The sequence below is a fragment of the Rhodovibrio salinarum DSM 9154 genome, assembly GCF_000515255.1.
In the GTDB taxonomy this organism is placed as follows: Bacteria; Pseudomonadota; Alphaproteobacteria; order Kiloniellales; family Rhodovibrionaceae; genus Rhodovibrio; species Rhodovibrio salinarum.
Map to the genome: position 1 here is coordinate 469997 of NZ_KI911559.1, position 24725 is coordinate 494721.

Consider the following 24725-nt stretch of genomic DNA (forward strand, 5'->3'; position numbering starts at 1 on the left):
AGTCAACGTCAGGAGCGTGCGAGATGCGAGCAGTCGTACACGCCGTGGTCCACCGCGGCGCGGTGCGCTCCGGCAACGAGGACACGCTCGCTGTCGGCGATTGGGTCGCCCCCGATGACATTGAGCGGCCCAAGCGCTTCACCCATGAGCTGACGACACCGCTGCCGGTGATCGTGGCCGACGGCATGGGCGGCCACGCGGCCGGTGACGTGGCAAGCCGTTACGTTACCGAAACGATTCTGCAGGGCGCGGCCGATGTGCAGGGTGCTGGCGACGCGGGCAACCTGCTGCTCCACGTCAACCGGCGCCTGTACGAGGCGATGGCGCAGGGCCTCGGTGCCTCCGGCATGGGGACCACCGTGGCCGGCGTGATCCTGCGCGAGATCGGCGCGGTGGTGTTTAACGTCGGCGACAGCCGAATCTACCGGATGGATCCGGGCGCGCGGGCGCTGACCCAGCTGTCGGTCGACGACACGCCCGGCCCGAAGATGGCGAACGGTCGAACAGCCCAGCAGATCACCCCGATGGTCAGCCAATCGCTGGGCGGGCAGCCGAGCTATACCGCGATCGAACCGCATGCCGAAGACGATGCGCCGCCGGTCGATGGGACCTGTTACCTGGTGTGCAGCGATGGCCTGAGCGATCTGCTGTCGGCGGGCGAGATCGAGGAGATCCTGGCGCGCGCGGACGATGACGAAGGTGATTTTTGCGCGGTCGACCGATTGTTTCAGGCCGCTCTCGACCGTGGTGGCAAGGACAACGTGACGATCGCCCTGGTGCGCTGCCTCGCCTAGGCGCTGGTGAGCGAACGCGTGTGGCCGCGGCTTGGCGGTAAGCGTTTCGAAACCATGCGTGTGCCATCTGTGGCACGGTGGCCGGTTTGACGTAAGTGGGGCTGTACGCCGTGACAGCGCGTCGGTCTTGTTTTGCCCTAAAGCGGGTCGCGGGCCTATCGTGCGCAACCGACCGGGGTATACCAGCCGTGCTCACTCTACCTAGCCCGGATCGCCAGCTGTAACAGCATTGGGAATGGCCCGCCGTGCCCGAGGGCGACAGCAAAGACATTCACCCGACCCCACGCCGTTTGGCGATCAAAGTGGCAGGGCAGTTTTTGGCCGGCGGTTTGGTCATGGTCGCCGCGCTTGCCGCTCTGGCGGAATTTGCCGGTGTGCCGTGGCACGGGCGTTTCCTGCCCGAGACGGCACGCAACGCGATCTTTGTTTCCGTCGGCGCGGTGGTCGTCGTGCTGCTGGTTTGGCGTCAGGCGCGCCGGGACTGGCCGATACCGGCCACCGTGATGCGGGCGCAAGCAGCCGATCCCTGCACCCGCGACGTGCTGACCGGCCTGCCTAACCGCGAGGGGCTGCGTGCGGCGATCGACGCGCGGCTTGCCGAGGGCTGCGATATCAGCCGCGGTGTGCTTGTGTTGGTGGAATTGCGTGGACTGGCGGTGGTCAACGACACGCGCGGGATCATGGTCGGTGATGCCTTGCTGGAGGAAGTTGCGGAGCGTTTGAACACGGCGTTCGGTCCGGACTCCCAGATGGCCGGTATGGTTGCGCGGTTGAGCGGCGACGAGTTTGCGCTGTTCTTTGACGCGCCGGAGGGTCTCGATGCGAGCGAAGCCGGTTTGCGCGTGGGCCAGCAGGCGGTGGCGCAAGTTGATCAGCCGGTGATCGTGCCCGGGCACACGCTGCACGTTGGGGGCCGCGCCGGTGTCGCCATTGGCGACAGCGAGATCGTCGGGGCGAGTCTCTGGCTGCAGCGGGCCGATCTGGCGCTGAGCCAGGCGTGTTCCGACAGTACCGATCCGATTTGCCTGTTCGAGCCGGTATTTGCCGAGAATGCGCGGGCGCAGGCGCAACTGGAGACGGAACTGCGCGCGGCGGTCGAGCAGAAGCAGTTCGAACTGCACTACCAACCGAAGGTCGACCTGTCCGACGGGCGGATCGTCGGGGCGGAAGCGCTTATCCGCTGGCGTCATCCAGCCTTCGGCTTGCAGATGCCCGGGCGGTTCATCGACGTTGCCGAGCGCAGCGGCCTGATGGTTCCGATCGGCGCCTGGGTGCTGCGTGCCGCCCTCAGGGAAGCCGCGGCATGGCCGCCCGTGGCCGGGCATCGGCCGCACATTGCGGTGAACGTCTCCGCCGTGCAGTTCGCCGACCCGTACTTCGAAAGCTACCTCGACTCCGCCCTGGCCGAGAGCGGCATCGACCCGCAGCGGGTCGTGCTGGAAATGACCGAAAGCATGCTGCAACTCGACGGCCAGGCGCTGGTCGATCGGCTGAAGGGGCTGCGGGCGCGTGGCTTGGGACTCTCGATCGATGACTTCGGCACCGGCTACTCCGCGCTTGCTTACCTGAAGCGCTATCCGGTGAACGAGATCAAGATCGATCGGGCGTTCGTCACCGCCTTGCAGGACGACCCTTATGACCGTGCCCTGGTCGACGCGATTCAGCGGCTTGCCGCCGCACTGGACATGCCGGTGACGGCGGAAGGCGTGGAGACGCTCGCCCAGGGAGACGTGCTGGTCCGACTGGGATGCACGCGGGCGCAGGGCTACTTCTATGCAATGCCGCTGGGATCGGCGGATTTCAGGTGGTTGCTGGGCAACCATTCCCATCTGCCGGTTCCCGAGCAGCCGCAAGCCTCGGCGATGGGGAGCCGTCTATGATGAGGCGTTTGCCGAGGGCGCTGGACAGCCAGGACGCGCGACATGTAGATCGCTCGACGATCAGCAGATCCTTCGGTCTAGGCAGGGGACAATGACCGATTGCACAGAGCCGCGAAGCGGTGGACCGACCGACAGGCCCATGGGCAAACGTCCTACCGGGATTGTCGGGTTCGATCAGTTGAGCCGCGGGGGGCTCCCCGCCAATGCTGCGACCCTTTTGCTGGGCGGACCTGGTGCCGGCAAGACGGTGTTTGCGCTCCAGACGGTGGTGAACGCCGCGCACCAAAGCGGCACCCGCGCCGTTTTCGTCGCGTTCGAGGAGACACCTGAAGAGGTCCGGTCGAACGCCGCCGCATTCGATTGGGCCCAGAACGGCGAACTGGAAAAGCTGCACTTCATCGACGCGCGCGGCCCGCTGGCCGCGTCGGCAACCGGCAGATTCGATCTCTCCGGCCTGCTGGCGCAGCTGGGCGAATTGGCGCGGCGTGAGGATATCGGCTGGATCGTGCTGGACGGGCTGGACAACGTGCTCGATCTGCTGCCGGACGAGGTGTCGCACCGGCGCGAGATCTTCCGGCTCTCCGATTTCCTGTCCGAGATCAGGGTGCCAGCGCTTGTGACCGGCAAGCTTAACGGCGAGGAGGCCGCGCTTAGCAGTTACGACGCCATGCAGTTCGCCGCGCGGATGGTGGTCAAGCTGAGTGGTGGCCTGAACAACGGCGTATTCGGGCGGTCGCTGCGCATCGTCAAATACCGCGGCAGTGACCACGATAACATCGAAGCGCCGTTCGTGATCGATGCCGGTGGGATCGCGGTGGCCTACCACGGGGCGAATGTGCCGCAGCACAAGCTGAGCAGCGACCGCTTGCCGACGGGTGTTTCGGGGCTGGATCAGGTGCTCGGCGGTGGCTATCAGCGGGGATACGCCGTTCTGCTCTCCGGTGCGCCGGGCACAGCCAAGACGACGCTGGGCGCCTGCTTCCTGTCGGCCGGTGTGGATGCCGGCGAGCGGGGGCTGCTGGTCGCCCTGGACGAGACGTACGAGCAGATCGCCACGAACGCGGCCGGCATCGGCCTTCATCTGCAAGAGCAGATCGCCGATGGTCGGGTGATGGCGCTCTCCATGCGCTCGGCTCCTTTGGTGCCAGAGGCCTTTTTCTTGAGGATCGAGCGGGCGATTCGCGAGCATTCTCCGACCATCGTCGTGATCGATCCGATTTCCGCGGTGATGGAGCGACGCCTGCAGCGCGCCCCGTTCGACGCGGCGGCGCGGTTGGTCGACCTTTGCAAGTCCCGCGGCATCACCTTGATGACCACAACCTTGGCCTCCGGTGTCGACGATCCGGAGGCGCGCAGCCGGATTTCCACCCTCGCCGATGCTTGGATCGCGCTCTCCTATCAGGTGCAGACGGGTGCGCGGAAACGCGCCCTGTCGGTAGTCAAGGCGCGCGGGATTCTCCACTCCAATCAGGTGAGCGAACTGGTGATTGGGGCGAACGGCGTGCATTTGGCAGAGATCCATCCCGATGAGGGCGCGGCGCGCATTACCCGATCACCACAAGACGACTCGAATGAAGCCGAGCGTCGGCGGCGGGGGGACGGCGAGACATGAGCGATGGCGGCTCCGAGCGTCAGCCCGCGGCGCAGGTTGACTCCCTGACGGTGTTCATTGCCGGGGACGCGCCCAGTTCGCGGCAGGCGATGACCAATCTAACCGGCGTGCTGGATTCCCTGGATATCCCGCCCGAACGCCTCGAGGTGGTTGATGTTTTGACCAACCCGGCCGCGGCGCTGAAGGCGGGTGCCCTGGTCACCCCGTCTCTGCAGGTCAAACGTGGCCAGCAGGTGTACTGGTTCCTGGGCGACCTGACAGAGCAACGCGACCTGCTGGCGTTCCTGGTCTAACCGTCTTGTTCCCGTCGTCATGCGCCCTGGCATCTGCATGGATCGCTGGTGCTGTAAGACGCGCCTTGTTGACGACGCCGTCCCGGACGCCATCGGACATATCCGAAGTGTGCTGCATCGCCGCATTGACCACGCGGGCGCCCTTGCCCGGGGGCGGCAAACGCGTTACCACCCAACCCACGATTTCGGGCACCGGGCCCGCACGATCCTGAGCCGGGCCTCCGCCGGATCAGCCAGGCGGAGAACAGGCGAATGCGTTCGGGCGTTCGGCCTGGGGCCGATCCGTTCCCATTCCTCTCGTCTCGGGGATCACTCATGGCACGCAATAAGATCGCCCTGATCGGCGCTGGACAGATCGGCGGCACGCTCGCGCTGCTGTCTGGGCTTAAGCAGCTGGGCGACGTCGTTCTGTTCGACATTCAGGAAGGCATTCCCCAGGGCAAGGCGCTGGACATCGCCGAAGCCGCGCCGGTCGAGGGCTTCGACTCGCGCCTTCAGGGGGCGAACTCCTACGCCGACATCAAGGATGCGGACGTCGTCATCGTCACCGCTGGGGTGCCGCGCAAGCCGGGCATGAGCCGCGACGACCTGGTGGAGACCAACTCCAAGGTCATGCACCAGGTGGGCGAGGGTATTAAGAACAACTGCCCGAACGCCTTCGTGATCTGCATCACCAACCCACTGGACGCCATGGTCTACGTCCTGCAGCAGGCCGCTGGCCTGCCGCCGGAGAAGGTCTGCGGCATGGCGGGCGTGCTGGACAGCGCGCGCTTCCGCCACTTCCTGGCAGAGGCGATGGATGTCTCGGTGGAAGACGTGAACGCCTTCGTCCTGGGCGGCCACGGCGACACCATGGTCCCGGTGACGCGCTATTCCACGGTCGCCGGCATTCCGCTGCCGGACTTGGTGGAGATGGGCTGGATCACTCAGGACAAGGTCGACCAGATCGTCGAGCGCACCCGCAAGGGCGGCGGCGAGATCGTCAATCTGCTGAAGAGTGGCAGCGCCTTCTACGCGCCCGCATCGAGCGCGATCCAGATGGCCGAGAGCTACCTCCTGGACAAGAAGCGCGTGCTGCCGGCCGCCGCCTACCTGACCGGTCAGTACGGCGTGAACGACATGTATGTCGGCGTGCCGGTGGTGATCGGCGACAAGGGCATCGAGCGGATCGTCGAGCTGAAGTTCACCGATCACGAACAGGAGATGTTCAACCATTCGGTGGAGTCGGTGCGCGAGCTGGTCGACGCCTGCAAGAAGCTGGGCGCGCTGTAAGGCGCGTCGGCAAGGACGGAAGATACGCACGGACGCAACGGTCGTTCGAATGCATCCGAGGCGTCCGGTTGAACCCAGGTCGGGGGCTGCTAAGGTGACCCACCCCAGTCCCCGGCGCGACCCGGCTTCAACCGGGCGATCGGGACCTGCGCCATATCCGATGAGCCACAGCGGGATCCCACTGCCATGAACATCCACGAATACCAGGCCAAGACCCTGCTGGCGAAGTACGGCGTGCCCGTGCCGCGGGGCGGGGTCGCCTATTCGCCCGACGAGGCGCGGGAGGTGGCGAACACGCTGCCCGGCCCGGTCTATGTCGTGAAATCGCAGATTCACGCCGGCGGTCGCGGCGCCGGGCGGTTCAAGAACGACCCCGACGGCAAGGGCGGCGTGCGCGTCGTCAAGTCGATCGATGAGGTCGGCGAGAACGCCAAGGCGATGCTGGGCCAGACGCTGGTCACCAAGCAGACCGGCGCGGTCGGCAAGGACGTCAAGCGCATCTACATCGAGGAAGGTGCGGACATCCAGCGCGAGCTCTACCTCGCGCTGTTGGTCGACCGGGCGACCAGCCGGGTGACCATCATGGCCTCCACCGAGGGCGGCATGGAGATCGAGGAGGTCGCCGCCGAAACGCCGGAGAAGATCCTGCAGCAGGCGATCGATCCGGTGTCCGGCGCGATGCCGTTCCATGCGCGCAAGATCGCCTTCGGCCTGGGGCTGGAAGGCAAGCAGATCGGCGCCTTCGTGAAGTTCCTGAACAGCCTGTACCAGGCCTACGTCGGGCTCGACGCCTCGCTGGTCGAGGTCAACCCGCTGATCGTCACCGGCGACGGCCAGGTGCTGGCGCTGGACGCCAAGATGACGTTCGACGACAACGCCCTGTTCCGCCAGTCCGAGGTCGTCGACATGCGCGACCTGGACGAGGAGGACCCGGCGGAGGTCGAGGCGTCCAAGCACGAGCTGAACTACATCAAGCTCGACGGCAACATCGGCTGCATGGTTAACGGCGCGGGCCTCGCGATGGCGACCATGGACATCATCAAGCTCTACGGCTCCGAGCCCGCCAACTTCCTGGACGTCGGCGGCGGAGCGAACAAGGAGCGGGTGATCGCGGCCTTCAAGATCATCCTGCAGGACGCCGCCGTCGAAGGCATTCTGGTCAACATCTTCGGCGGCATCGTGCGGTGTGACGTGATCGCGGAAGCGGTCGTCGCCGCCGCCCAGGAGGTCGAGCTTCACGTTCCGCTGGTGGTGCGCCTGGAAGGCACCAACGTCGAACGGGGCAAGGAGATCCTTCAGGACTCCGGGCTCAAGATCACCGCCGCCGACAATCTCGCCGACGGCGCCGAGAAGGTCGTCAAAGCCGTGCAGGAGAACGCGTAATGGCCGTCCTGATCGACAAGGACACCAAAGTCATCTGCCAGGGCTTCACCGGCGCCCAGGGGACGTTCCACTCCGAGCAGGCGATCGCCTACGGCACCAAGATGGTGGGCGGCGTCTCGCCTGGTAAGGGCGGTCAGACCCATCTGGACCTGCCGGTGTTCAACACCGTGGCCGAGGCCAAGCAGCAAACCGGCGCGACCGCCAGCGTCATCTTCGTGCCGCCGCCGTTCGCCGGCGACGCCATCCTGGAAGCGATCGACGCCGGGATTGAGTTGGCGGTCTGCATCACCGAGGGCATCCCGGTGATGGACATGGTCAAGGTGAAGCGCGCGCTGGCGCACTCCAACACCCGTCTGGTCGGCCCGAACTGCCCGGGCGTGATCACGCCGGACGCCTGCAAGATCGGCATCATGCCGGGGCACATCCACACCCGCGGCAAGATCGGCATCGTCTCGCGCTCCGGCACCCTGACTTACGAGGCGGTCTCGCAGACCACCGCGGCCGGTCTGGGCCAATCGACCTGCATCGGCATCGGCGGTGACCCGGTCAATGGCACCAACTTCGTCGACTGCATCGACATGTTCCTCAAGGACGACGAGACCGAGGGCATCGTGATGATCGGCGAGATCGGTGGCACCGCCGAGGAGGAGGCCGCCGAGTTCCTCAAGCAGTCGAGCGTGAAGAAGCCGACCGTCGGCTTCATCGCCGGCCTGACCGCGCCTCCGGGCCGCCGGATGGGCCACGCCGGCGCGATCATCTCCGGCGGCAAGGGCGGTGCCGAAGACAAGATCGCCGCGATGCGCGATGCCGGCATCCACGTTGCGGATTCGCCGGCGTCGATCGGCTCGACCATGGTCAAGGCGCTGGGCGGCTAGACCGCCCGGTTCCCGGCAGGTCACGGTCCCCGCGGGCCGGATTCGGCGCGCGGGGAAACCGGGGGGATAATGGCATCCGCGTGTCGGCCCGGGGCAGGGCCGGGATCGTCACGCGGACGTCAGCATCGGAAGGCCGCACGGCGTTAACGCAGGGGTGTTAACGTTTTGGCGGCAGGTGGCGTGTTTCGTGTAACGTGTCACGCCCGACACATCGGTGGCCAGAACCGGGCCACGGACCCCCGCCAGCCGGCGTGCGCGACGTCGGCGCAACCGCGAAAGACGTACCAAGGCCATGACGGCACAGACCCAGCAGACCAACGCCCTCGACGGCGCCAAGGCCGCCGCTGTCGCTAACCTGTACACCCGCTATCAGCAGGACCCCGACGCGATCGACCCGGCTTGGCGGGAGTTCTTCGATCAGCTCGACGCCGAGGCGCGGGAAGTCCTGGAGAGTTTGGGTCGGCAGTCCGCCGACCCGCATGCGAGCGGCCAGGCGATGGGCGAAGTCGCCCGCTCGGTCGGGGCGCCGCAGGCGGGGGCGGCCGGCGAGCTCACGCCAGAGCACATCCGCGCGGCCACGCTGGATTCGATTCGCGCGCTGATGATGATCCGCGCCTATCGCGTGCGCGGTCACCTGGAAGCCGACCTCGATCCGCTGCAGTTGAAGCCGCGCGAGCCGCACCCCGAGCTCGATCCCAAGTCCTACGGCTTCACCGACGCCGACATGGATCGGCCGATCTTCGTCAACTACGTGCTGGGCTTCGAGACGGCGACGCTGCGCCAGATCATGGAGCGGCTGCACGCGACCTACTGCGACAAGATCGGCGTCGAGTTCATGCACATCCAGGAGCCCGACCAGAAGGCCTGGATCCAGGAGCGCATCGAGAACATCGCCAACCGCACCGAGTTTACCGAGCGCGGGCGTAAGGCGATCCTGGAGCGCCTGACCGCCGCCGAGGCGTTCGAGCTGTTCCTCGACAAGAAGTACACCGGCACCAAGCGCTTCGGCATCGACGGCGGCGAGTCGATGATCCCGGCGCTGGAGCAGATCCTGAAGCGCGGCGGGCAGATGGGCCTCAAGGAGGTCGTGCTCGGCATGCCGCACCGCGGCCGACTGAACGTGCTCGCGAACTTCATGGGCAAGCCCTATCGGGCGATCTTCCACGAGTTCTCCGGCGGCGCCTCGCACCCGGAGGACATCGGCGGCTCCGGCGATGTGAAGTATCACCTGGGCACCTCCTCGGACCGCGAGTTCGACGGCAACATGGTGCACCTGTCGCTGACCGCGAACCCATCGCACCTGGAGGCGGTGAATCCGGTCTGTGTCGGCAAGGTGCGCGCCAAGCAGGCGCAGCGCGGCGACACCGACCGCAACGAGGTGGCCTGCCTGTTGCTGCACGGCGATGCCGCGTTCGCCGGCCAGGGTCTGGTGCCGGAGACGCTCGACCTGTCCGAGCTGAAGGGCTACCGGATCGGTGGCACGATCCACTTCATCGTCAACAACCAGATCGGCTTTACGACCAATCCGGTGAACGCCCGCTCCGGGCCGTATTGCACCGAGGTCGCGAAGTCGGTTCAGGCGCCGATCTTCCACGTCAACGGCGACGACCCCGAGGCCGTCGTCCACGTTGCCCGGATCGCCACAGAGTTCCGTCAGACGTTCAAGAAGGACGTCGTGATCGACATGTTCTGCTACCGGCGCTACGGGCACAACGAGGGCGACGAGCCGTCGTTCACCCAGCCGGTGATGTACGACGCGATCAAGGCGCATCCGCGCGTGCGCAAGATGTACGTGGAGCAGCTCGTCCGCGACAAGGTGCTGACCCAGGAAGAGGCCGACGGCTACGTCAATACCTGGTACGAGACCCTGCAGCAGGAGTTCGATCAGGCCGACAATTACCGGCCGAACAAGGCGGACTGGCTGGAAGGTGTCTGGTCGGGCCTGCACGTGCCCCAGGATTTCGGCGCCCGGCGCGGCAACACCGACGTGCCGATGGACCGCTTACAGGAGGTGGGCGGCGGGCTCAGCCGCGTTCCCGACGGCTTCAAGGTTCACCGCAAGATCAACCGCGTGCTGGACGCCCGGCACAAGATGATCGAGGGGCAACAGCCGGTCGACTGGGCGACCGCCGAAGCGTTGGCCTTTGGCACGTTGCTGGTCGACGGGCATCCCGTGCGCTTGAGCGGTCAGGATAGCGGCCGCGGCACCTTCTCCCAACGCCACGCTGTGCTGATCGATCAGGAGACGGAGGCGAAGCACGTTCCGCTGAACAACCTGCGCGCCGATCAAGCCGCCTTCGAGGTGATTGACAGCCCGCTGTCCGAAGCCGCCGTGGTTGGCTTCGAGTATGGCTACTCCCTGGCCGAGCCGCGCGCACTGACCCTGTGGGAAGCCCAGTTCGGCGACTTCGTCAATGGCGCCCAGGTGATTATCGACCAGTTTATCGCGTCCGGCGAGGCAAAGTGGCTGCGGATGTCGGGCCTGGTGATGCTGCTGCCGCACGGGTACGAGGGGCAGGGGCCGGAGCACTCCAGTGCCCGGCCGGAGCGCTTCCTGCAGCTGTGCGCCGAAGACAACATCCAGGTGGTCAATTGCTCGACCCCGGCGAACTTCTTCCACGTGCTGCGCCGGCAGCTGCACCGTGACTTCCGCAAGCCGCTGATCGTGATGACGCCGAAGTCGCTGCTGCGGCACAAGCGCTGCGTCTCCGACCTCAAGCATTTCGGCCCGGACAGCTCGTTCCACCGCGTGCTGTACGAGGACAATCTGCCGTCCAAGCCGTCGGAAGCGCGCCAGCTCGTGCTGTGCACCGGCAAGGTGTTCTACGACTTGATCGAGGAGCGCGAGCGCCGGGGCATCACCGACGTGCACATTCTGCGCATGGAGCAGCTCTACCCGATCCCGGAAGACGCCTTGCGCGCGGAGATGGAGCCGTACAAGCACTGCGATCTGGTGTGGTGCCAGGAAGAGCCGCGCAACATGGGCTACTGGTTCCACGTCGAGCAGTTCATCGAGGAAGTGGCCGAGGAGATCGGCTTCGAGAGCCCGCGTCCGCGCTACGCCGGCCGGCATGCCGCGGCGTCGCCCGCCACCGGTATCGGCGAGCGCCACCGCCGCGAGCAGGCCGCCCTGGTCGAGGATGCGCTGACCGTCGGTAAGCGCCGGGTTGGCCGGATCGAGAGCCGTCGCATCCAGGAGCGCGAGCGCGCCGGCGGCAACGGCGCTGGCCCGCAGAAAGCGGCGGCCGCGTCGAGTGGGACGGCCGGCACGCGGTCCAGCAAGACCGCAAGCAAGACGACCAGCAAGAGCAGCAGCAAGCAAGGTGGTGGCCGGACGGGCGCGAAGCAGAGCGCCCGCTCCAGCAAGAAGCCTGAGTAAGCGACGCGACCAAGACCGCCCGCCCGGCTGCGGCTCAGGGGAGGCGGCGAAACGGGGACGGATATGGCGACCGATATTACGGTTCCGAGCCTGGGCGAATCGGTGAGTGAGGCGACCGTCGCCAACTGGTTGAAAAACCAGGGCGACCCGGTTCAGGCGGACGAGGCGATCGTCGAGCTGGAAACCGACAAGGTGACCCTTGAGGTCAACGCGCCCAGTGCCGGCACGATCAGCGAGGTGCTGGTGCCCACCGGCGAAACGGTGGAGGTCGGCGCGGTCCTGGGCCGGATCGCCGAGGGGCAGGCCGCGGAAGCGCCGGCACAGCCGCAGCAAAGCAAAAGCGCCGAGCAGCCCGCGCCCGCAGCCAGTGGTGGCACCAACGGCAGCAGCCAGCCGGCCGCCTCTGGAAGCGCGGACAGTGGCGATACCGGCGGCGGCAATACCGGTAGCGGCGAGAGCGTCGATATCCCGGTGCCGACGCTCGGCGAATCGGTGAGCGAAGCGACGGTCGCCAGTTGGCTGAAGAATCCGGGCGATGCCGTGAAGGCCGATGAAGCCGTGGCCGAATTGGAGACCGACAAGGTCACGCTCGAGGTCAATGCCCCAGCCGACGGCGTGCTCAGCGAGCAGGCGGTCGCGCAGGGCGAGACGGTCGCGGTCGGCGCCATTCTGGGGCGGATGACCAAGGGCGCCGCGCCTGCGAGCGGTGGCCAGGCGGCGGCGTCCGCGCAATCGGCGCCGGCGGCATCCGAGGCGCCAGCGCAAGGCCAAGGCCAGCCAGCCGCCGCTGCCGGTCAGAGCGCGGAAGCCACGCTTGATCCGCGTCATGCCCCACGGACCGATGGCCGGGTGACGCGCAACGACCTGATGCAATTCCTCGGGGGCGGGGCCGGCAGCATTCGCCCCGAGGATCTGGCGCCCTCCGTGCGTACGGCGGTGGAGGAACATGGCATCGATCCCAGCCGGGTGCCTGGCACCGGCAAGGACGGTCGGATCACCAAACAGGATGTTATCGACGTCGCCGAAGGGCGCAAGCAGCCGCTCCCTCTGCCCGGGGCCAGCGCGGTCCAGGCCGCCGCGGCGACCGGCCCGGCCCCGTCGCCGGCCGCGCAGCAGCAGCACGCGGGCGCGCAAGGCGCGGGCACCGCACCTCAGTCGCAGCAGCCGGCCCAGCAGCAGGCCGCGCCCGCAACCGGCGCGGACGGCAAGCCACGCGAAGAGCGCGTGAAGATGTCCAAGCTGCGCCAGACGATCTCCAAGCGGCTGAAAGAGGCGCAGAACACCGCGGCCATGCTGACCACCTTCAACGAGGTGGACATGACGGCCGTCAATCAGATCCGGGCCGAATACAAGGACCACTTCGAGAAGGTCCACGGCATCCGCCTGGGCATGTCCTGCTTCTTCGGCAAGGCGGTCTGCCAGGCGTTGAAGGAATTGCCGGCGGTCAACGCCCGGATCGAAGACGACGAGATCGTCTACAACAACTACTACAACGTCGGCATGGCGGTCTCGACGCCGCAGGGCCTGATGGTCCCGGTGATCCGCGACATCGACCAGAAGTCGTTCGCCGACATCGAGAAGGAGCTGCGCGACCTCGCCAAGAAGGGCCGCGATGGCAAGCTGACGATGGACGAGATGTCCGGCGGCACCTTCACGATCACCAACGGCGGGGTGTTCGGCTCGCTCTTGTCAACGCCGATCCTGAACCGACCGCAATCCGGCATCCTGGGCATGCACAAGATCCAGGAGCGTCCGATGGCGATGAACGGTCAGGTCGAGGTGCGCCCGATGATGTACCTGGCGTTGTCCTACGACCACCGCATCGTCGATGGCCGCGAGGCCGTGACCTTTCTGGTGCGCATCAAGGAATGTCTGGAAGACCCGCACCGCATGCTGCTGCAGATGTAGCTGCGAAATTCGCGGGCGCGCGCAAGCTTCGGATAGGCGCGCGCCCGCGGCCGGGGATACGCTCCGGACCATGAGCGACCCAATACGCCAAAACGATCGCCCATCCGAAGGTCAGCTGGAGCTGGTCCGGCGGGCGTGCGCCTGCTTGGACGCGGCCGCCGCGAACGAGACGGGCATCCCGACCCTGGCCGAGCTTGCCTCCGAGCTTGGCGTCAGTCCCTGGCATCTGCAGCGGGTGTTCCGGCGCCATGTCGGCGTCAGCCCGCGCGACTACGCTGACGCCCGACGGGAAGCGCGGCTGCGCGACGGCTTGCGCGCGGGCGAATCGGTGGCGTCGGCGAGCTATGGGGCCGGCTACGGTTCGTCCAGTCGGGTTTACGAGGACGCCGCCCGGCGGCTCGGCATGACGCCGGCCAGCTACGCCAAAGGGGGAGCGGGCGCGCGGATCGCCTACGCGACCGCCGAGAGTCCGCTCGGTCGCCTGTTGGTCGCGGCGACCGAACGGGGGGTGTGCTTCGTGGCCGTGCGCGACGACGAGGCGACGCTGGTGGCCACGCTCGAGGCGGAATTCCCAAGCGCCGATCAAATCGTCCGCGACGAGGAGGCGATCCTGCCGGCCATCGAGGCGGTGCTGGACTACCTGCATGGCCACTCGCCGCATATCGACTTGCCGCTCGACGTGCGCGCCACCGCGTTCCAGCGCCGGGTCTGGCAGGGGCTGCTGGCGATCCCGCCGGGCGAGACCCGCAGCTACGGCGAACTGGCGGAAGATCTGGGCGTTCCCCGGGCCTCCCGCGCGGTCGGCGGGGCCTGCGCCAACAATCCCGTCGCCCTCGTCATCCCCTGCCACCGCGTCACCCGCGCCGATGGCGGCTTGGGCGGCTATCGCTGGGGCGTGGCGGCGAAGAAGGCGCTACTGAAGCGCGAAGCGACCGGTCAGGTCTCGGAGCCGTCCTGAAGTGTAGCGGTCAAGCGATCGACGGCGGCGTTGATATCGAAATTTTCGTCCAACAAATCGTCGAGATCGAACGGGCAGGAGACCGGCTTCGGTAGCGTGGGCTCGCCGTACGCCGCGAGTTTGTCGTCCGCGAGCAGCCAGGCTTCCCGCCATTCCCGTTCAGGATGCAGGTGTTGGCGCATGCCAGGCGTAAAGGTCCGCCGCGCCTCTCTGAGGTGGTTGCGGATCTCGGCGCGCCAATGCCCTGCGGGCGCGTTCGCACCCTGAAATCGTCATCGAGCATTCAGGCCTTCGAGGCTGTCGGCGAGCGACAGGATATCAGTTCCGAGCTTGGTGCTGTACTTCCGATCCAATTTGGCCTGTCGCGCCAGATTGACGAACTGCTTTTCGGCAATGACTTCGTCCGCGTATGGAACAGCCGCACAGAAGGATTGCATGTCCCGCAAATCGTTCTCCTCGATACACCTGCTCTGTGCTTCAAGCCTCAGCGCGATCTCGCGTTCGACATAGTAGGTCGGCACATCTTCGACGATCCGGCGTGCAACCTTGTCGCCGATATCACTGACTGTTTTCCAGGCAAATCCTGCCCTGTTCGCGAAGGTGAGGATGAGGTCGATCTCGTCGATCATAAGCAGGGCACTGTGGATTCGGCGGCGCATGGCGAAGCTTTCACCCGCATGCTGACGGCGCCGTTCTTCGATCCGCCGACACAAATCGTCCGAACTGCGCGAAAAGGTCTGTACGGCGGTAGTGCGGACCTCATTCGGCATTGTCATCAGATAGTCGTACAGCGTGCGGGCGGGCTCTCTATGGACTAAGCCCACGAGATCTTCCGAGATCATGGTGCCGAGACGACCATCGTTCCAGTCGGCGAAGGCCTCAAAGAACACGTCGGACAGGAACCAGCCGGGCGCGCGAGGCATCGGAGCGTTGCCGTGGATTGCTTGCAACAGGTCGATCAGCTCGGCCTCGAGCCGATGATGGCGGCCGCGAAATACCAATCCCTGACTTGCCGTCGCTAGCAATATTGCCAGGTTGTGACGTTGCGCTGGATCGTTCGTCTTCTGGGTTTCATATATATTTGCAGCGGTGAGCGGCAGAACCAGGCGACCAGTCTCCACATTACGCGACAATGCAGTCAGCAGCGCATGATGCGCCGGATGATCGGACGGGGATTTTACGGCCCGCGCCAAATCCACCCATTTGTTCTGATCGAGATAGACGACATATGGGCGGGCGCGCATTTTCTAGCTTACAAGCCTCGCGTTTTAAGAAAAGCTTCCCTGGTGCGGATTTGCAGCGCAATTCTCTGACTAAGTATCTGCGTGTCGGCATCGGGCACATCAAGAACCAATACAAAAATCTCAGAGACATCTAACGGATTTTGTCGACCGTGACGCATCTGCAATTCGACTGAAGTTGAGCCGCCGAACACAAGAACGCTTGCTCCGGCGTGGGATGTGGGACTATACAAAATCCATGTCGTTGCAGACGCTCGGGACCCAGATGTTGCGCGTCGACGCCCGTGAGGTGCCGGTCGAGTTGGCGCTGCATCCGCGTGCGCGGCGGATCACGCTGCGGGTCGACAAGGCGCGCGGGACCTTGCGTCTGACGCTGCCGCCGGGAGTGTCGGAATCCGAAGGGTTGCGTTTCGCCGGCCGGCAGCAGGCCTGGTTGCGCCGGCGTCTTGCGGAGCTGCCGCAGGCGGTGCCATTTGCCGACGGTGCGCAAGTGCCGGTCCTGGGCGAACTGCATACCATCCGGCACGTGCCGGACGCGCGGCGCGGCGTCTGGCGGACGGACGGCGAGATCCTTGTCTCCGGCGAGGCCGCGCATCTGCCCCGGCGGGTCCGCGATTTCCTGAAGCGCGAGGCCAGGCGCGAGATCACCGAGCGGGCGGCGCCGCTCGCCGAGGCGGTTGGACGCCGGCACGGGCGGATCACCATCCGCGATACGGCCAGCCGCTGGGGCAGTTGCTCGGCGCGCGGTGATCTGTCGTTTTCCTGGCGGCTGATCATGGCGCCGGAACGGGTGCTGCACTACGTGGTCGCCCACGAGGTCGCGCACCTGCGGCAGATGAACCATTCCCCGCGCTTCTGGGCGGTGGTCGATCAGTTGATGGACGATGTCGAGACGCCGAAGGCCTGGCTGCGCCACCACGGCGCGGGCCTGATGCGCTACGGCTGAGCCTGCGTTCCCGGTGTCACGCCCCTACTCCCCAGGGCGGCCACGGTTCAGGAAGCGGTTATCCGTATTGCCGGAGGCGTCCCGCTCGACCCGCGGGGCGTATTCGCCCGCGTTCTTCTTTTGGGCGGGCGCATTGCCGGATTGCTTCTGACCATTCGATGCCGAGCCGCCGCCCAGGGAGCGGATGATCCGCCCGATCAGGCCTTCGTCGCCTTCCGATTCCTGGAGTTCGTTGGGATCGCGCCGGTCGGCGATCTGGACCGTCAGGCCGGGCAGGGGTTTGGCCGGCACGCCTTCGAGCGCGCGGGCCATCGTCTCCCGCCAGATCACCGCCGGGAGGGAGCCGCCGGTGACGCGGTCCATCGGATGCCCGTCGTCGTTGCCGGTCCACACGCCGGTCACCAAATCCGCTGTGAAGCCGACGAACCAGGCATCCCGGAAACCCTGGCTGGTGCCGGTCTTGCCCGCGGCTGGCCGGTCCAGCGCGGCGGCCTTGCCGGTGCCCCATTCGACATTGGCGCGCATCAGGTCGGTGACCCGGTGCAGGTTGTCCTTGGAAATCACGCGCCCGGTGCCTTGGCCGCTGCGGCGGTAGAGTACCCGGCCTTCGGAATCGACGATCCGCTCGATGCCGTAGGGGAACACCCCCCGGCCGCCGTTGGCGAAGGCGGCGTAGGCGCCGGTCAGCTCAAGCAGCGTCACTTCCGAAGTGCCGAGCGCGAGCGAGGGCTGTGCCTTGAGATTGGAGGTGATGCCGAACCGCTGAGCGGTCTCGACCACGTCGCCGGCGCCTGCCGTGCGCAGCATCTTGACCGCGACCGAATTCAGCGAGCGGGCGAACGCCTCGCGCAACGTGACCTCGCCGTAGTAGCGCCCGGCGTAGTTGTCCGGCGACCAGCCGTCGACCGAGATGGGCTCGTCGACCACCCGGGTGTCCGGGGCGATCCGGCTGTTGCGCATCGCGGCCAGGTAGACGAACGGCTTGAATGCGGAGCCCGGTTGACGTTGGGCCTGGGTCGCGCGGTTGAACTGGCTTTGAACGTAGTCCTTGCCGCCCACCATCGCGCGCACCGCGCCGTTCGGGGTCATCGTGACCAGCGCGGCCTGACTGGCATCCTGCCGCTCCCCGCTGTGTTCCAGCGCGCGGCGTAGCTGGGTGTTGGCGATCCGCTGGACCCGGGGGTCGAGGGTGGTGTGCACCCGCAGGTCGCGGTCGTGGTAGCCGACGTAATCGCGGACCTCGCCCAGCACCCAGTCGGCGAAGTAGCGGCCGTGCCAGCCGTTGGACGGCGTGCCGCTGCTGCGTTCGCGGGCGGCCTGCTTCGCTTCGGCCTGGGTGACGAAGCCCGCTTCGACCATGTCCTGCAGCACGGTCAATGCGCGGGCGTGCGCGGCCCGCCGGTCGGCGGCGGGGTTGTAGCGTGACGGCGCTTTCAAAAGCCCCGCCAACATCGCGGATTCGTATAGGTTCACCGCCCGGGCCGGCTTGTTGAAGTAGCGCCGGGCGGCCGCATCGACGCCGTAGGTGCCGGCGCCCAGATAGACGCGGTTCAGATACAGGCTGAGAATCTCGTCCTTGGTGAACTTCCACTCCAGCCAGACGGCCAGGATCGCTTCCTGTACCTTGCGCTTGATCGTCTGCTTCGGCGTCAGGAACAGGTTCTTGGCGAGCTGCTGGGTGATCGTGGACCCACCCTGCACGATGTGACCCGCCTGCAGGTTAGCCACCATCGCGCGTGCCAGTCCGAGCGGGTCCAGGCCGGGGTGGTAATAGAACCGCCGGTCCTCCACCGCCATCACGGCTTGGGGGAGCGTTTTCGGCAGGTCGGCCAGGGAGACTTGGTCGCCGTAAAGGTCGCCATAGGTCGCCAGCGTCGCGCCGTTGGCCGCGAGCAGGGTCACGCTCGGCTTGCGGCTCGCTTCCGCGACCTGGTCGATCTCCGGGAGGTCGTGGGCGTAATAGACGATCACCCCGCCGGCGATTACGCCCAGCCAGATCGCCAGCACCAGCGACCAGATCGCCAACGGCCGGAGCCAGGAACGCCGGCGCGCCTTCCGCGCCGTCTTGCGGGCGCGCCGCGATGTGCTGCGCCGCCGGCCGCCACCATTGCCGCCTCCCTGTTTGCCATTCGCGGCTGTGCGCTCGTGCGGGGCCCGGGGAGCTTCCGGTTTGGGCTTCTGGCCGCCATTGGAAGCACGCGACCCGCCGCCGTCGCGGGCGCGGTTTGGGGCGCGCTGGCGTTTACGGTCGCTGGCGGGACGACGTGGCGGAGTCTTACGGCTCATACGCTATATCTAGCTTCGATAGTCTCAACAAACCATAAATCTTCTAATCATCCGACGCGAACTTGCCGAAAAGCCCGACCCTTCCATTTAGACAGGGAAAATGACCGATCGGTGGCACGTGCGGTGTTGTCTTATAATCGCCGCCCGAAGACATCGGCATCCTTTCGACAGCCCGACGGTCTGCGAGGTGTGTCATGACCGACGATCCCTACCGTCTCGTCCGGCGACGCGGCAACCGGCATCCTGGGAACTGCGGCCGGCGCCGTCTGCTGGCCCTGATGGCCTGGTTGCCGCTGGGGGCGGTGGTTCTGCCCGGTCGCGGTATGGCGCAGGACGGCCGGCGTCTGGTCGACGTGGAACTGGTTCTGGCGGCTGACGGGTCCGGGTCGATCGACGATGACGAGTTGGCGACCCAGCGTCGTGGCTATGCCGATGCGCTTGCACATCCCCGTGTCCTGCAGGCGATCCAGGGTGGGTATCACGGGCGCATCGCGCTGACCTACATCGAATGGGGCGGACCGCGTTCGCAGCATACGATCGTCGACTGGCAGGAGATCGCGAATGGCGATGATGCCAAGGCGTTCGGCGACGCGCTGGTGACGGCGCCCCGTGCCGCGCGTGGCTGGAATTCGATCTCGGGCGCGATCGCCTACGGCCACCAAAAGATCGACGAGAACCGCTTTGCCGGCCACCGCAAGGTGATCGACATCTCCGGCGACGGGCCGCAGCGCGGCGGTCCCTCGCTCGGTCTCACCCGCCAGCAAGCTGTCGAGGCGGGCATCACCATCAACGCCCTGGTGGTGCGTCGGCCCGGTGGCGGCTACCCGGGCCCCGGCGGAATGCCGCTGCATACACACTACGAGCGCGACGTGATCGGCGGGCGCGGCGCGTTCGTCATGACGGCGGATACCGAGATCGGCTTCACCGACGCGATCCTGAACAAGCTAATCCAGGAAATCGCGGAGGGCCGGCCGACGGGGGCGGCTCGGGGGTAGCGCAGACCCGAGGTTATCCCGCGATGGCCGTGCCCTCAGATGGGATGGGCGCTTCGAACCCGCTCAGTTCCCAAGCAGGTTCTTGAGCGCGTCCTTCGCCTTTTCCTCGGCGGACCCACCGTCGGAATCGCCGCTATCCGTGCCGGCGCTGGAGCTGCCCGAGCCGCCGCCGGTCAGGCCTTCCAGGACCTTGCGCGGATCGGTGCCGCCCTCGACGCCTTCCTTGACCTTCTCGAAGGTCTTCTTGATTTGCTCCGGGTTCTTCACCGCGTCCCGGATCACGCTCTGCAGGTCCGGGCGATAGCTGATGTTGTGCCAGGGGCCTTCGATGATCACCGGCACGGCGACCCCCTGCTCCTGCACCTGGCCGCCCTGGCCTTCGGTGGTTGCGACGGCCTTGGGCGTCAGGCGGTAGTTCACGGTGCGCGCGCCGATGTCGGCTTGGCCTTCGCCGCGCACCCGCAGCAGCGGATTGAGCAGCAGCAGGTCCTGGTTCTTCAGGACGCCGTCGGTGATGTCGAACGTACCCGACAGTTCGGCGAAGTCGGTCTTCTGCGTGCTGCCAGCGTTCTGGAAGGCGGATTTCACGTTACGCACCATCTGGGCCAAGTTGACCCCGCTGATGGCGCCGTCCTGGAAGTTGATCGCGCCGGTGCCGTTCAGGTTCTCGACCAGCGCCTTCTGCGACTTGCCGCTGGCTTGCACGTCGAACTGCATGGCGCCCGTGCCCTCCAGCCGCTCGAATCCGGCGACATCGGTCAGGAACGGTTGGGCGTTCAGGCCCTGCAACTGGAAGGTATTGGCGAGCGACGGCGTGTCCTGCCGGGCGTTCACCACGACGCGGCCCTTGCCGGTGCCGTCGTAGAGGTTGAGCTCGCTAAGGTCGGCCTGCAGCCGGCCGTCCTGCAGCTGCATCTGCATGGCGGTGCGGCCGACCGTGACCTCGCGCGCCTGGATGCCCTCGACCGACAGGTCGAAGTCGACATTGACGGCGTGCAGGGCCGACAGATCGATCGGATCGTCGTTCCACTGCGCCGGGTCTTGCGCACCGCCGCTCCCAGAGCTGTCGCCCGAGTCCTCCTCGGAGCCGCCGCCTTCGGCTTTCTCCGTCGGCGCGGGCAGGTAGGGCGTCAGATTCATCTCCGCCAACGCCAGCTTGCCCGACAGCCATGGCTTGTCGCCGGTCAGGTCGGCGGCGAACTGGCCTTCGCCGGTGATCTCGTCGAACACGATCTCGTTGGCGGAAAAGCCGTAGGTCTGGCCCTTGGCGTCAACCGTGCCGGCGAGCCTGAAGGTTTCCAACGTGCCTTCCGGCGAGCTGATCGGGCTGCCGGCCCAGTCGGCGAGCTGCTTGATCGACGGCACGTCGAGTTCGACCTCGCCCTGGATGCGCCGCGGCGGCGCGTTCACCAGATCGCCGTCGAAGCTCAGATTGACCGGGTTCGAGGAGATGTTGGCGACGATGTCTGCCTGGTTGCCCGCCATCAGCTGGCGGGGTGTGGTCACCTCGGCTTCCAGGTCGATCGTCTCACCGTTCCAGGTCAGGGCGCCGTCCGCCGTCATCGGCGAATCCAGCGAGCTGAGCGAGACGGTCATGTTGACGTCGGTGATTTCGGTCGTCTGGCCGGTTTGCGCATCGCGGTAAGTGACCGTGCCGTCGACCAGGCGAACGTCGTTCAGCGTGATGTCCTGCAACGGGCCGGTACCGCTGCCACCGCCACCGGTCCCCGTGTCGCGGGCCGGTTGGTCGCCACCTGTCGGCTCGCCACTGGCCTGGCCGCTGCCCTCGAACTGCCAGTTGACCTCGCCCTGCGCGTTCTTCGCCAGGTGGATCACCGGCTGCTGCAGCACGAAGCTCTCGATCTCCAGCTGACTGGACAGGAGGGCGAAGGGGTTCACGCGCACCTGCAGCTGCTCGAGCTCCGCCATCTGCGGCGCGTCGGCCCAGGCCGCGTTGGCGAACTGGACCTGATTCGCGGTCACCTGCGTGCGCGGCAGGATCGACAGTGACAGGTCGCCTTCGATGGTGATCTGCCGGCCGGTGGCGGCTTCCACCTGCCTGGCGATCTGCTGCTTATAGGTGTCCATCGGGATCAGCATCGGCGCGATCAAGGCGACCGCCACCAACAGGACGACAACGGCGGCAACGATCAGCAGGAGCTTCTTCATAGCCTTGGCAACCCTTCGGAATGCCAGCACCGCCCAGGCCTGACGCGCGTTGCCCGCGGCCGGCGTTGCGGCAGATTCACATAGTTGAACGTAGGCAACGCCGGAACAGCGATGCCGTCAAGCGGCAAAGTCGTGGTCCGCACAGCCGTCACACGTGTGACTCGGCCCCGGGCGGGTACGCCGACTCACACGTCCAGGTTCGAGACCTCGAGGGCGTGCGACTGGATGAACTCGCGCCGGGGGTCGACGACGTCGCCCATCAGGGTGGAGAACAGGCTCTGCGCCTCGTCCTGGTGCTCCACGCCGACCTGCAGCAGGGACCGGTTGGACGGGTCCAGCGTGGTCTCCCACAGCTGATCCGGGTTCATTTCGCCCAGACCCTTGTAGCGGGAGATCGTCAGGCCCTTCTTGCCGTGTTCCATGACCTGGACAGCGAGGTCGAGCGGGCCCCACAGCGCGATCTGCCGATCCTTGGTCTGCAGCTCGGCCGGCTCGCCGAACAGCGTATGCAACTCACCGCGCATCTCCGCCAGCCGCCGCGTTTCGGCGGTGCGCAGAAGGGCCTGGTCGATCCGGTAGCTTTCGTCGACCCCGCGCACCGTGCGGTAGATGCGCAGGCTGCCGTCCCCCTCGACCGAGCCGTGCCAGCGGCTCTCGTCATCCGGCGCGACGCGGTTGAGGCGCCAGGCCAGCGTGTCCACGGCTTGTTGCGCGGCCGCCGCATCGTCCAGCAGCTCCGGCGTCAGCGCGCCGCAGATCGCTGCCTGCTCGACCACCTGCGGGGCACCGATCCGGCGGATCGGCGTCTGCATCAACTGGCGCGCCTTGAGCGCGAAGCGGACCCGGTCTCGGAAGTCGTCCTTGGCGATGTACTGCCCGTCGGCGGTCTTGAGCACGCTGTCGGTGACCGACTGCTCGATCAGGTACTCCTCCATCTCCCGGTCACCCTTGATGTAGGTGAGCGACTGGCCGCGCTTGACGCGGAACAGCGGCGGCTGGGCGATGTAGAGGTGGCCGTTGGTGATCAGCTCCGGCATCTGCCGGTAGAAGAAGGTCAGGAGCAGGGTGCGGATGTGGCTGCCGTCCACGTCCGCGTCGGTCATGATGATGATCTTGTGGTAGCGCAGCTTGTCGATATTGAACTCGTCGCGCCCGATGCCGGTGCCGAGCGCGGTGATCAGCGTGCCGATCTCCTGGCTGGAGAGCATCTTGTCGAAGCGGGCGCGCTCGACGTTCAGAATCTTGCCCTTGAGCGGAAGGATCGCCTGAGTCCGGCGGTCGCGGCCCTGCTTGGCGGAGCCGCCGGCGCTGTCGCCCTCGACGATGAACAGTTCGGACTTGGCCGGATCGCGCTCCTGGCAGTCGGCCAGCTTGCCCGGCAGGTTGGCGACGTCGAGCGCGCCCTTGCGCCGGGTCAGCTCGCGGGCCTTGCGCGCCGCCTCGCGCGCGGCCGCGGCTTCGGCGACCTTGGTGACGATCTTCTTGGCCTCGTTCGGGTGCTCGTCGAACCACTGCGCGAGCGCCTCGTTGACCACGCCCTCGACCGCCGGGCGGACCTCACTGCTGACCAGCTTGTCCTTGGTCTGGCTGGAGAACTTGGGGTCCGGCACCTTGACCGACAGCACGCAGGTCAGCCCCTCGCGCGCGTCGTCGCCGGTCAGCGAGACCTTTTCCTTCTTCAGGACGCCGCTTTCCTGGGCGTAGTTGTTGATCTGCCGGGTCAGCGCCCCGCGCAGGCCGGCCAGGTGGGTGCCGCCGTCCTGCTGGGGGATGTTGTTGGTGAAGCACAGCACGGATTCGTGGTAGGCGTCGGTCCACTCCATCGCCGCCTCGACCACGATGCCGTTGCGCTCGTCCTTCATCTCGATCGGATGGTCGAGCAGCGACTGCTTGGAGCGGTCCAGGTACTGCACGAAGGCACGCACGCCGCCGTCGTAGTGCAGTTCGACCTCGCGCGGCTCCGCGCCCCGGTCGTCGACCAGTTTCAGCGTCACCCCGGAGTTCAGGAAGGCGAGCTCGCGCAGACGGTGTTCCAGCCGGTCGAAGTCGTATTCGCGCTCGGCGAAGATGTCGGGGGACGGCCAGAACACGATCGCCGTGCCACTGCCGGCGGCCTCGCCGATGTCGTACAGGTGCTCGGTCGGTTCGCCGTCGGTAAAGGCGGCCTTGTAGCGCCGGCCGCCGCGGTGAATGTCCAGCTCCAGGCGCTGCGATAGGGCGTTCACCACCGAGACGCCGACGCCGTGCAGGCCGCCGGAGACCTTGTAGGAGTTCTGGTCGAACTTCCCGCCGGCGTGCAGCTGGGTCATGATCACCTCGGCGGCGGAGATGCCCTCTTCCGGGTGCATGTCGACCGGGATGCCGCGGCCGTTGTCGGCCACGCGCACGCTGCCGTTCGCCTGTAGGCGGACCTCGATCCAGTTGCAGTAGCCGCCCAGCGCCTCGTCGATCGAGTTGTCGACGACCTCCCAGACCATGTGGTGCAGACCGGAGCCGTCATCGGTGTCGCCGATGTACATACCCGGGCGCATGCGCACGGCTTCCAGGCCGCGCAGCACGCGGATCGACTCCGCGCCATAGGCCTCGGAGGCCGCGGAACGGCGGGCCTCCTCCTCGGCACTGCTGTCGGCGGGGATCTCGCTGGTCTGGCGTTCGGGATTCTGGGTCATCGGCTTCTATATGGTGATTGCCTGTGGGTCTTTCGCCGGTCGGTGTCGGGCAGCGCGCCGGCGTC

At 66.7% G+C, this 24725-nt stretch carries 16 protein-coding genes and 2 pseudogenes; 13 read left to right on the plus strand and 5 right to left on the minus strand.

The window, feature by feature from the left end; translation table 11 throughout:
* Positions 1 to 23: 23 nt before the first annotated feature.
* From RHOSA_RS0102225 to RHOSA_RS19860, 11 genes and pseudogenes are all read left to right on the plus strand, one after another.
* Positions 24 to 794 carry a PP2C family protein-serine/threonine phosphatase gene (locus tag RHOSA_RS0102225; RefSeq protein ID WP_027287412.1) on the plus strand — a complete coding sequence of 257 codons (771 nt, stop codon included), beginning with the start codon at positions 24 to 26 and terminating at the stop codon, positions 792 to 794.
* A gap of 245 nt (positions 795 to 1039) precedes the next feature.
* Positions 1040 to 2674: a putative bifunctional diguanylate cyclase/phosphodiesterase gene (locus RHOSA_RS19840; RefSeq protein ID WP_051431707.1), complete on the plus strand. Its 1635-nt coding sequence runs from the start codon at positions 1040 to 1042 to the stop codon at positions 2672 to 2674.
* Positions 2675 to 2813: 139 nt separating this feature from the next.
* The gene (locus RHOSA_RS19845) at positions 2814 to 4286 is read left to right on the plus strand and encodes an ATPase domain-containing protein (RefSeq protein WP_051431708.1); all 1473 of its coding nucleotides are present in this window, start codon (positions 2814 to 2816) and stop codon (positions 4284 to 4286) included.
* Positions 4283 to 4579 carry a circadian clock KaiB family protein gene (locus RHOSA_RS19850; protein ID WP_037255551.1) on the plus strand — a complete coding sequence of 99 codons (297 nt, stop codon included), beginning with the start codon at positions 4283 to 4285 and terminating at the stop codon, positions 4577 to 4579. Before RHOSA_RS19845 ends, RHOSA_RS19850 begins: the two co-directional genes overlap by 4 nt.
* 315 nt (positions 4580 to 4894) lie before the next feature.
* Complete coding sequence (gene mdh / locus RHOSA_RS0102245) at positions 4895 to 5851, plus strand: malate dehydrogenase (protein WP_027287413.1); 957 nt, start codon at positions 4895 to 4897, stop codon at positions 5849 to 5851.
* 186 nt (positions 5852 to 6037) lie between these two features.
* On the plus strand, positions 6038 to 7234 hold the full coding sequence (gene sucC, locus RHOSA_RS0102250; protein ID WP_027287414.1) for an ADP-forming succinate--CoA ligase subunit beta: 1197 nt from the start codon (positions 6038 to 6040) through the stop codon (positions 7232 to 7234).
* Positions 7234 to 8109, plus strand: a complete 876-nt coding sequence (sucD, locus tag RHOSA_RS0102255) for a succinate--CoA ligase subunit alpha (protein ID WP_027287415.1) — start codon at positions 7234 to 7236, stop codon at positions 8107 to 8109. The genes sucC and sucD overlap by 1 nt, the downstream gene beginning before the upstream one ends.
* Positions 8110 to 8401: 292 nt before the next feature.
* Entirely contained in the window at positions 8402 to 11488 is a 3087-nt protein-coding gene (locus tag RHOSA_RS19855; RefSeq protein WP_081728389.1) for a 2-oxoglutarate dehydrogenase E1 component, read from the plus strand.
* Between the two features lie 63 nt (positions 11489 to 11551).
* Positions 11552 to 11767 (plus strand): annotated as a pseudogene (locus RHOSA_RS26020) (biotin/lipoyl-containing protein); the annotation flags it as partial.
* Entirely contained in the window at positions 11750 to 13396 is a 1647-nt protein-coding gene (odhB, locus tag RHOSA_RS0102265; RefSeq protein ID WP_437123683.1) for a 2-oxoglutarate dehydrogenase complex dihydrolipoyllysine-residue succinyltransferase, read from the plus strand. The pseudogene RHOSA_RS26020 and the gene odhB, both read left to right, overlap by 18 nt.
* Before the next feature lie 70 nt (positions 13397 to 13466).
* Positions 13467 to 14354 carry a methylated-DNA--[protein]-cysteine S-methyltransferase gene (locus tag RHOSA_RS19860; protein ID WP_051431709.1) on the plus strand — a complete coding sequence of 296 codons (888 nt, stop codon included), beginning with the start codon at positions 13467 to 13469 and terminating at the stop codon, positions 14352 to 14354.
* Here RHOSA_RS19860 and RHOSA_RS0102275 read toward each other — a convergent pair.
* Both RHOSA_RS0102275 and RHOSA_RS0102280 read right to left on the minus strand, forming a co-directional pair.
* Positions 14333 to 14590 (minus strand): annotated as a pseudogene (locus RHOSA_RS0102275) (hypothetical protein); the annotation flags it as partial. The gene RHOSA_RS19860 and the pseudogene RHOSA_RS0102275 sit on opposite strands and share 22 nt — an antisense overlap.
* Positions 14591 to 14626: 36 nt before the next feature.
* Positions 14627 to 15598 carry a hypothetical protein gene (locus RHOSA_RS0102280; RefSeq protein WP_027287418.1) on the minus strand — a complete coding sequence of 324 codons (972 nt, stop codon included), beginning with the start codon at positions 15596 to 15598 and terminating at the stop codon, positions 14627 to 14629.
* Positions 15599 to 15833: 235 nt separating this feature from the next.
* On the opposite strand from RHOSA_RS0102280, the gene RHOSA_RS0102285 reads away from it, so the two are divergent.
* Entirely contained in the window at positions 15834 to 16541 is a 708-nt protein-coding gene (locus RHOSA_RS0102285) for a M48 family metallopeptidase (protein WP_027287419.1), read from the plus strand.
* Between the two features lie 24 nt (positions 16542 to 16565).
* On the opposite strand, the gene RHOSA_RS19865 is transcribed toward RHOSA_RS0102285, so the two are convergent.
* Positions 16566 to 18827: a transglycosylase domain-containing protein gene (locus RHOSA_RS19865; RefSeq protein WP_081728391.1), complete on the minus strand. Its 2262-nt coding sequence runs from the start codon at positions 18825 to 18827 to the stop codon at positions 16566 to 16568.
* 194 nt (positions 18828 to 19021) lie between these two features.
* On the opposite strand from RHOSA_RS19865, the gene RHOSA_RS0102295 reads away from it, so the two are divergent.
* Positions 19022 to 19822: a DUF1194 domain-containing protein gene (locus RHOSA_RS0102295; protein WP_200371990.1), complete on the plus strand. Its 801-nt coding sequence runs from the start codon at positions 19022 to 19024 to the stop codon at positions 19820 to 19822.
* Between the two features lie 63 nt (positions 19823 to 19885).
* On the opposite strand, the gene RHOSA_RS19870 is transcribed toward RHOSA_RS0102295, so the two are convergent.
* Positions 19886 to 22021, minus strand: a complete 2136-nt coding sequence (locus tag RHOSA_RS19870) for an AsmA family protein (RefSeq protein ID WP_437123661.1) — start codon at positions 22019 to 22021, stop codon at positions 19886 to 19888.
* Positions 22022 to 22176: 155 nt separating this feature from the next.
* On the minus strand, positions 22177 to 24660 hold the full coding sequence (gene gyrB, locus RHOSA_RS0102305) for a DNA topoisomerase (ATP-hydrolyzing) subunit B (RefSeq protein ID WP_037255557.1): 2484 nt from the start codon (positions 24658 to 24660) through the stop codon (positions 22177 to 22179).
* Positions 24661 to 24725: the final 65 nt, after the last annotated feature.

Coding starts and splice junctions, on each gene's coding strand:
- RHOSA_RS19855 (WP_081728389.1), top strand. CDS start 8,402: ATGACGGCACAGACCCAGCAGACCAACGCCCTCGACGGCGCCAAGGCC.
- RHOSA_RS0102285 (WP_027287419.1), top strand. CDS start 15,834: ATGTCGTTGCAGACGCTCGGGACCCAGATGTTGCGCGTCGACGCCCGT.
- RHOSA_RS19845 (WP_051431708.1), top strand. CDS start 2,814: ATGGGCAAACGTCCTACCGGGATTGTCGGGTTCGATCAGTTGAGCCGC.
- gyrB (WP_037255557.1), bottom strand. CDS start 24,660: ATGACCCAGAATCCCGAACGCCAGACCAGCGAGATCCCCGCCGACAGC.
- sucD (WP_027287415.1), top strand. CDS start 7,234: ATGGCCGTCCTGATCGACAAGGACACCAAAGTCATCTGCCAGGGCTTC.
- mdh (WP_027287413.1), top strand. CDS start 4,895: ATGGCACGCAATAAGATCGCCCTGATCGGCGCTGGACAGATCGGCGGC.
- RHOSA_RS19865 (WP_081728391.1), bottom strand. CDS start 18,827: ATGAGCCGTAAGACTCCGCCACGTCGTCCCGCCAGCGACCGTAAACGC.
- RHOSA_RS19850 (WP_037255551.1), top strand. CDS start 4,283: ATGAGCGATGGCGGCTCCGAGCGTCAGCCCGCGGCGCAGGTTGACTCC.
- RHOSA_RS0102225 (WP_027287412.1), top strand. CDS start 24: ATGCGAGCAGTCGTACACGCCGTGGTCCACCGCGGCGCGGTGCGCTCC.
- RHOSA_RS0102295 (WP_200371990.1), top strand. CDS start 19,022: ATGACCGACGATCCCTACCGTCTCGTCCGGCGACGCGGCAACCGGCAT.
- sucC (WP_027287414.1), top strand. CDS start 6,038: ATGAACATCCACGAATACCAGGCCAAGACCCTGCTGGCGAAGTACGGC.
- RHOSA_RS19860 (WP_051431709.1), top strand. CDS start 13,467: ATGAGCGACCCAATACGCCAAAACGATCGCCCATCCGAAGGTCAGCTG.
- RHOSA_RS0102280 (WP_027287418.1), bottom strand. CDS start 15,598: ATGCGCGCCCGCCCATATGTCGTCTATCTCGATCAGAACAAATGGGTG.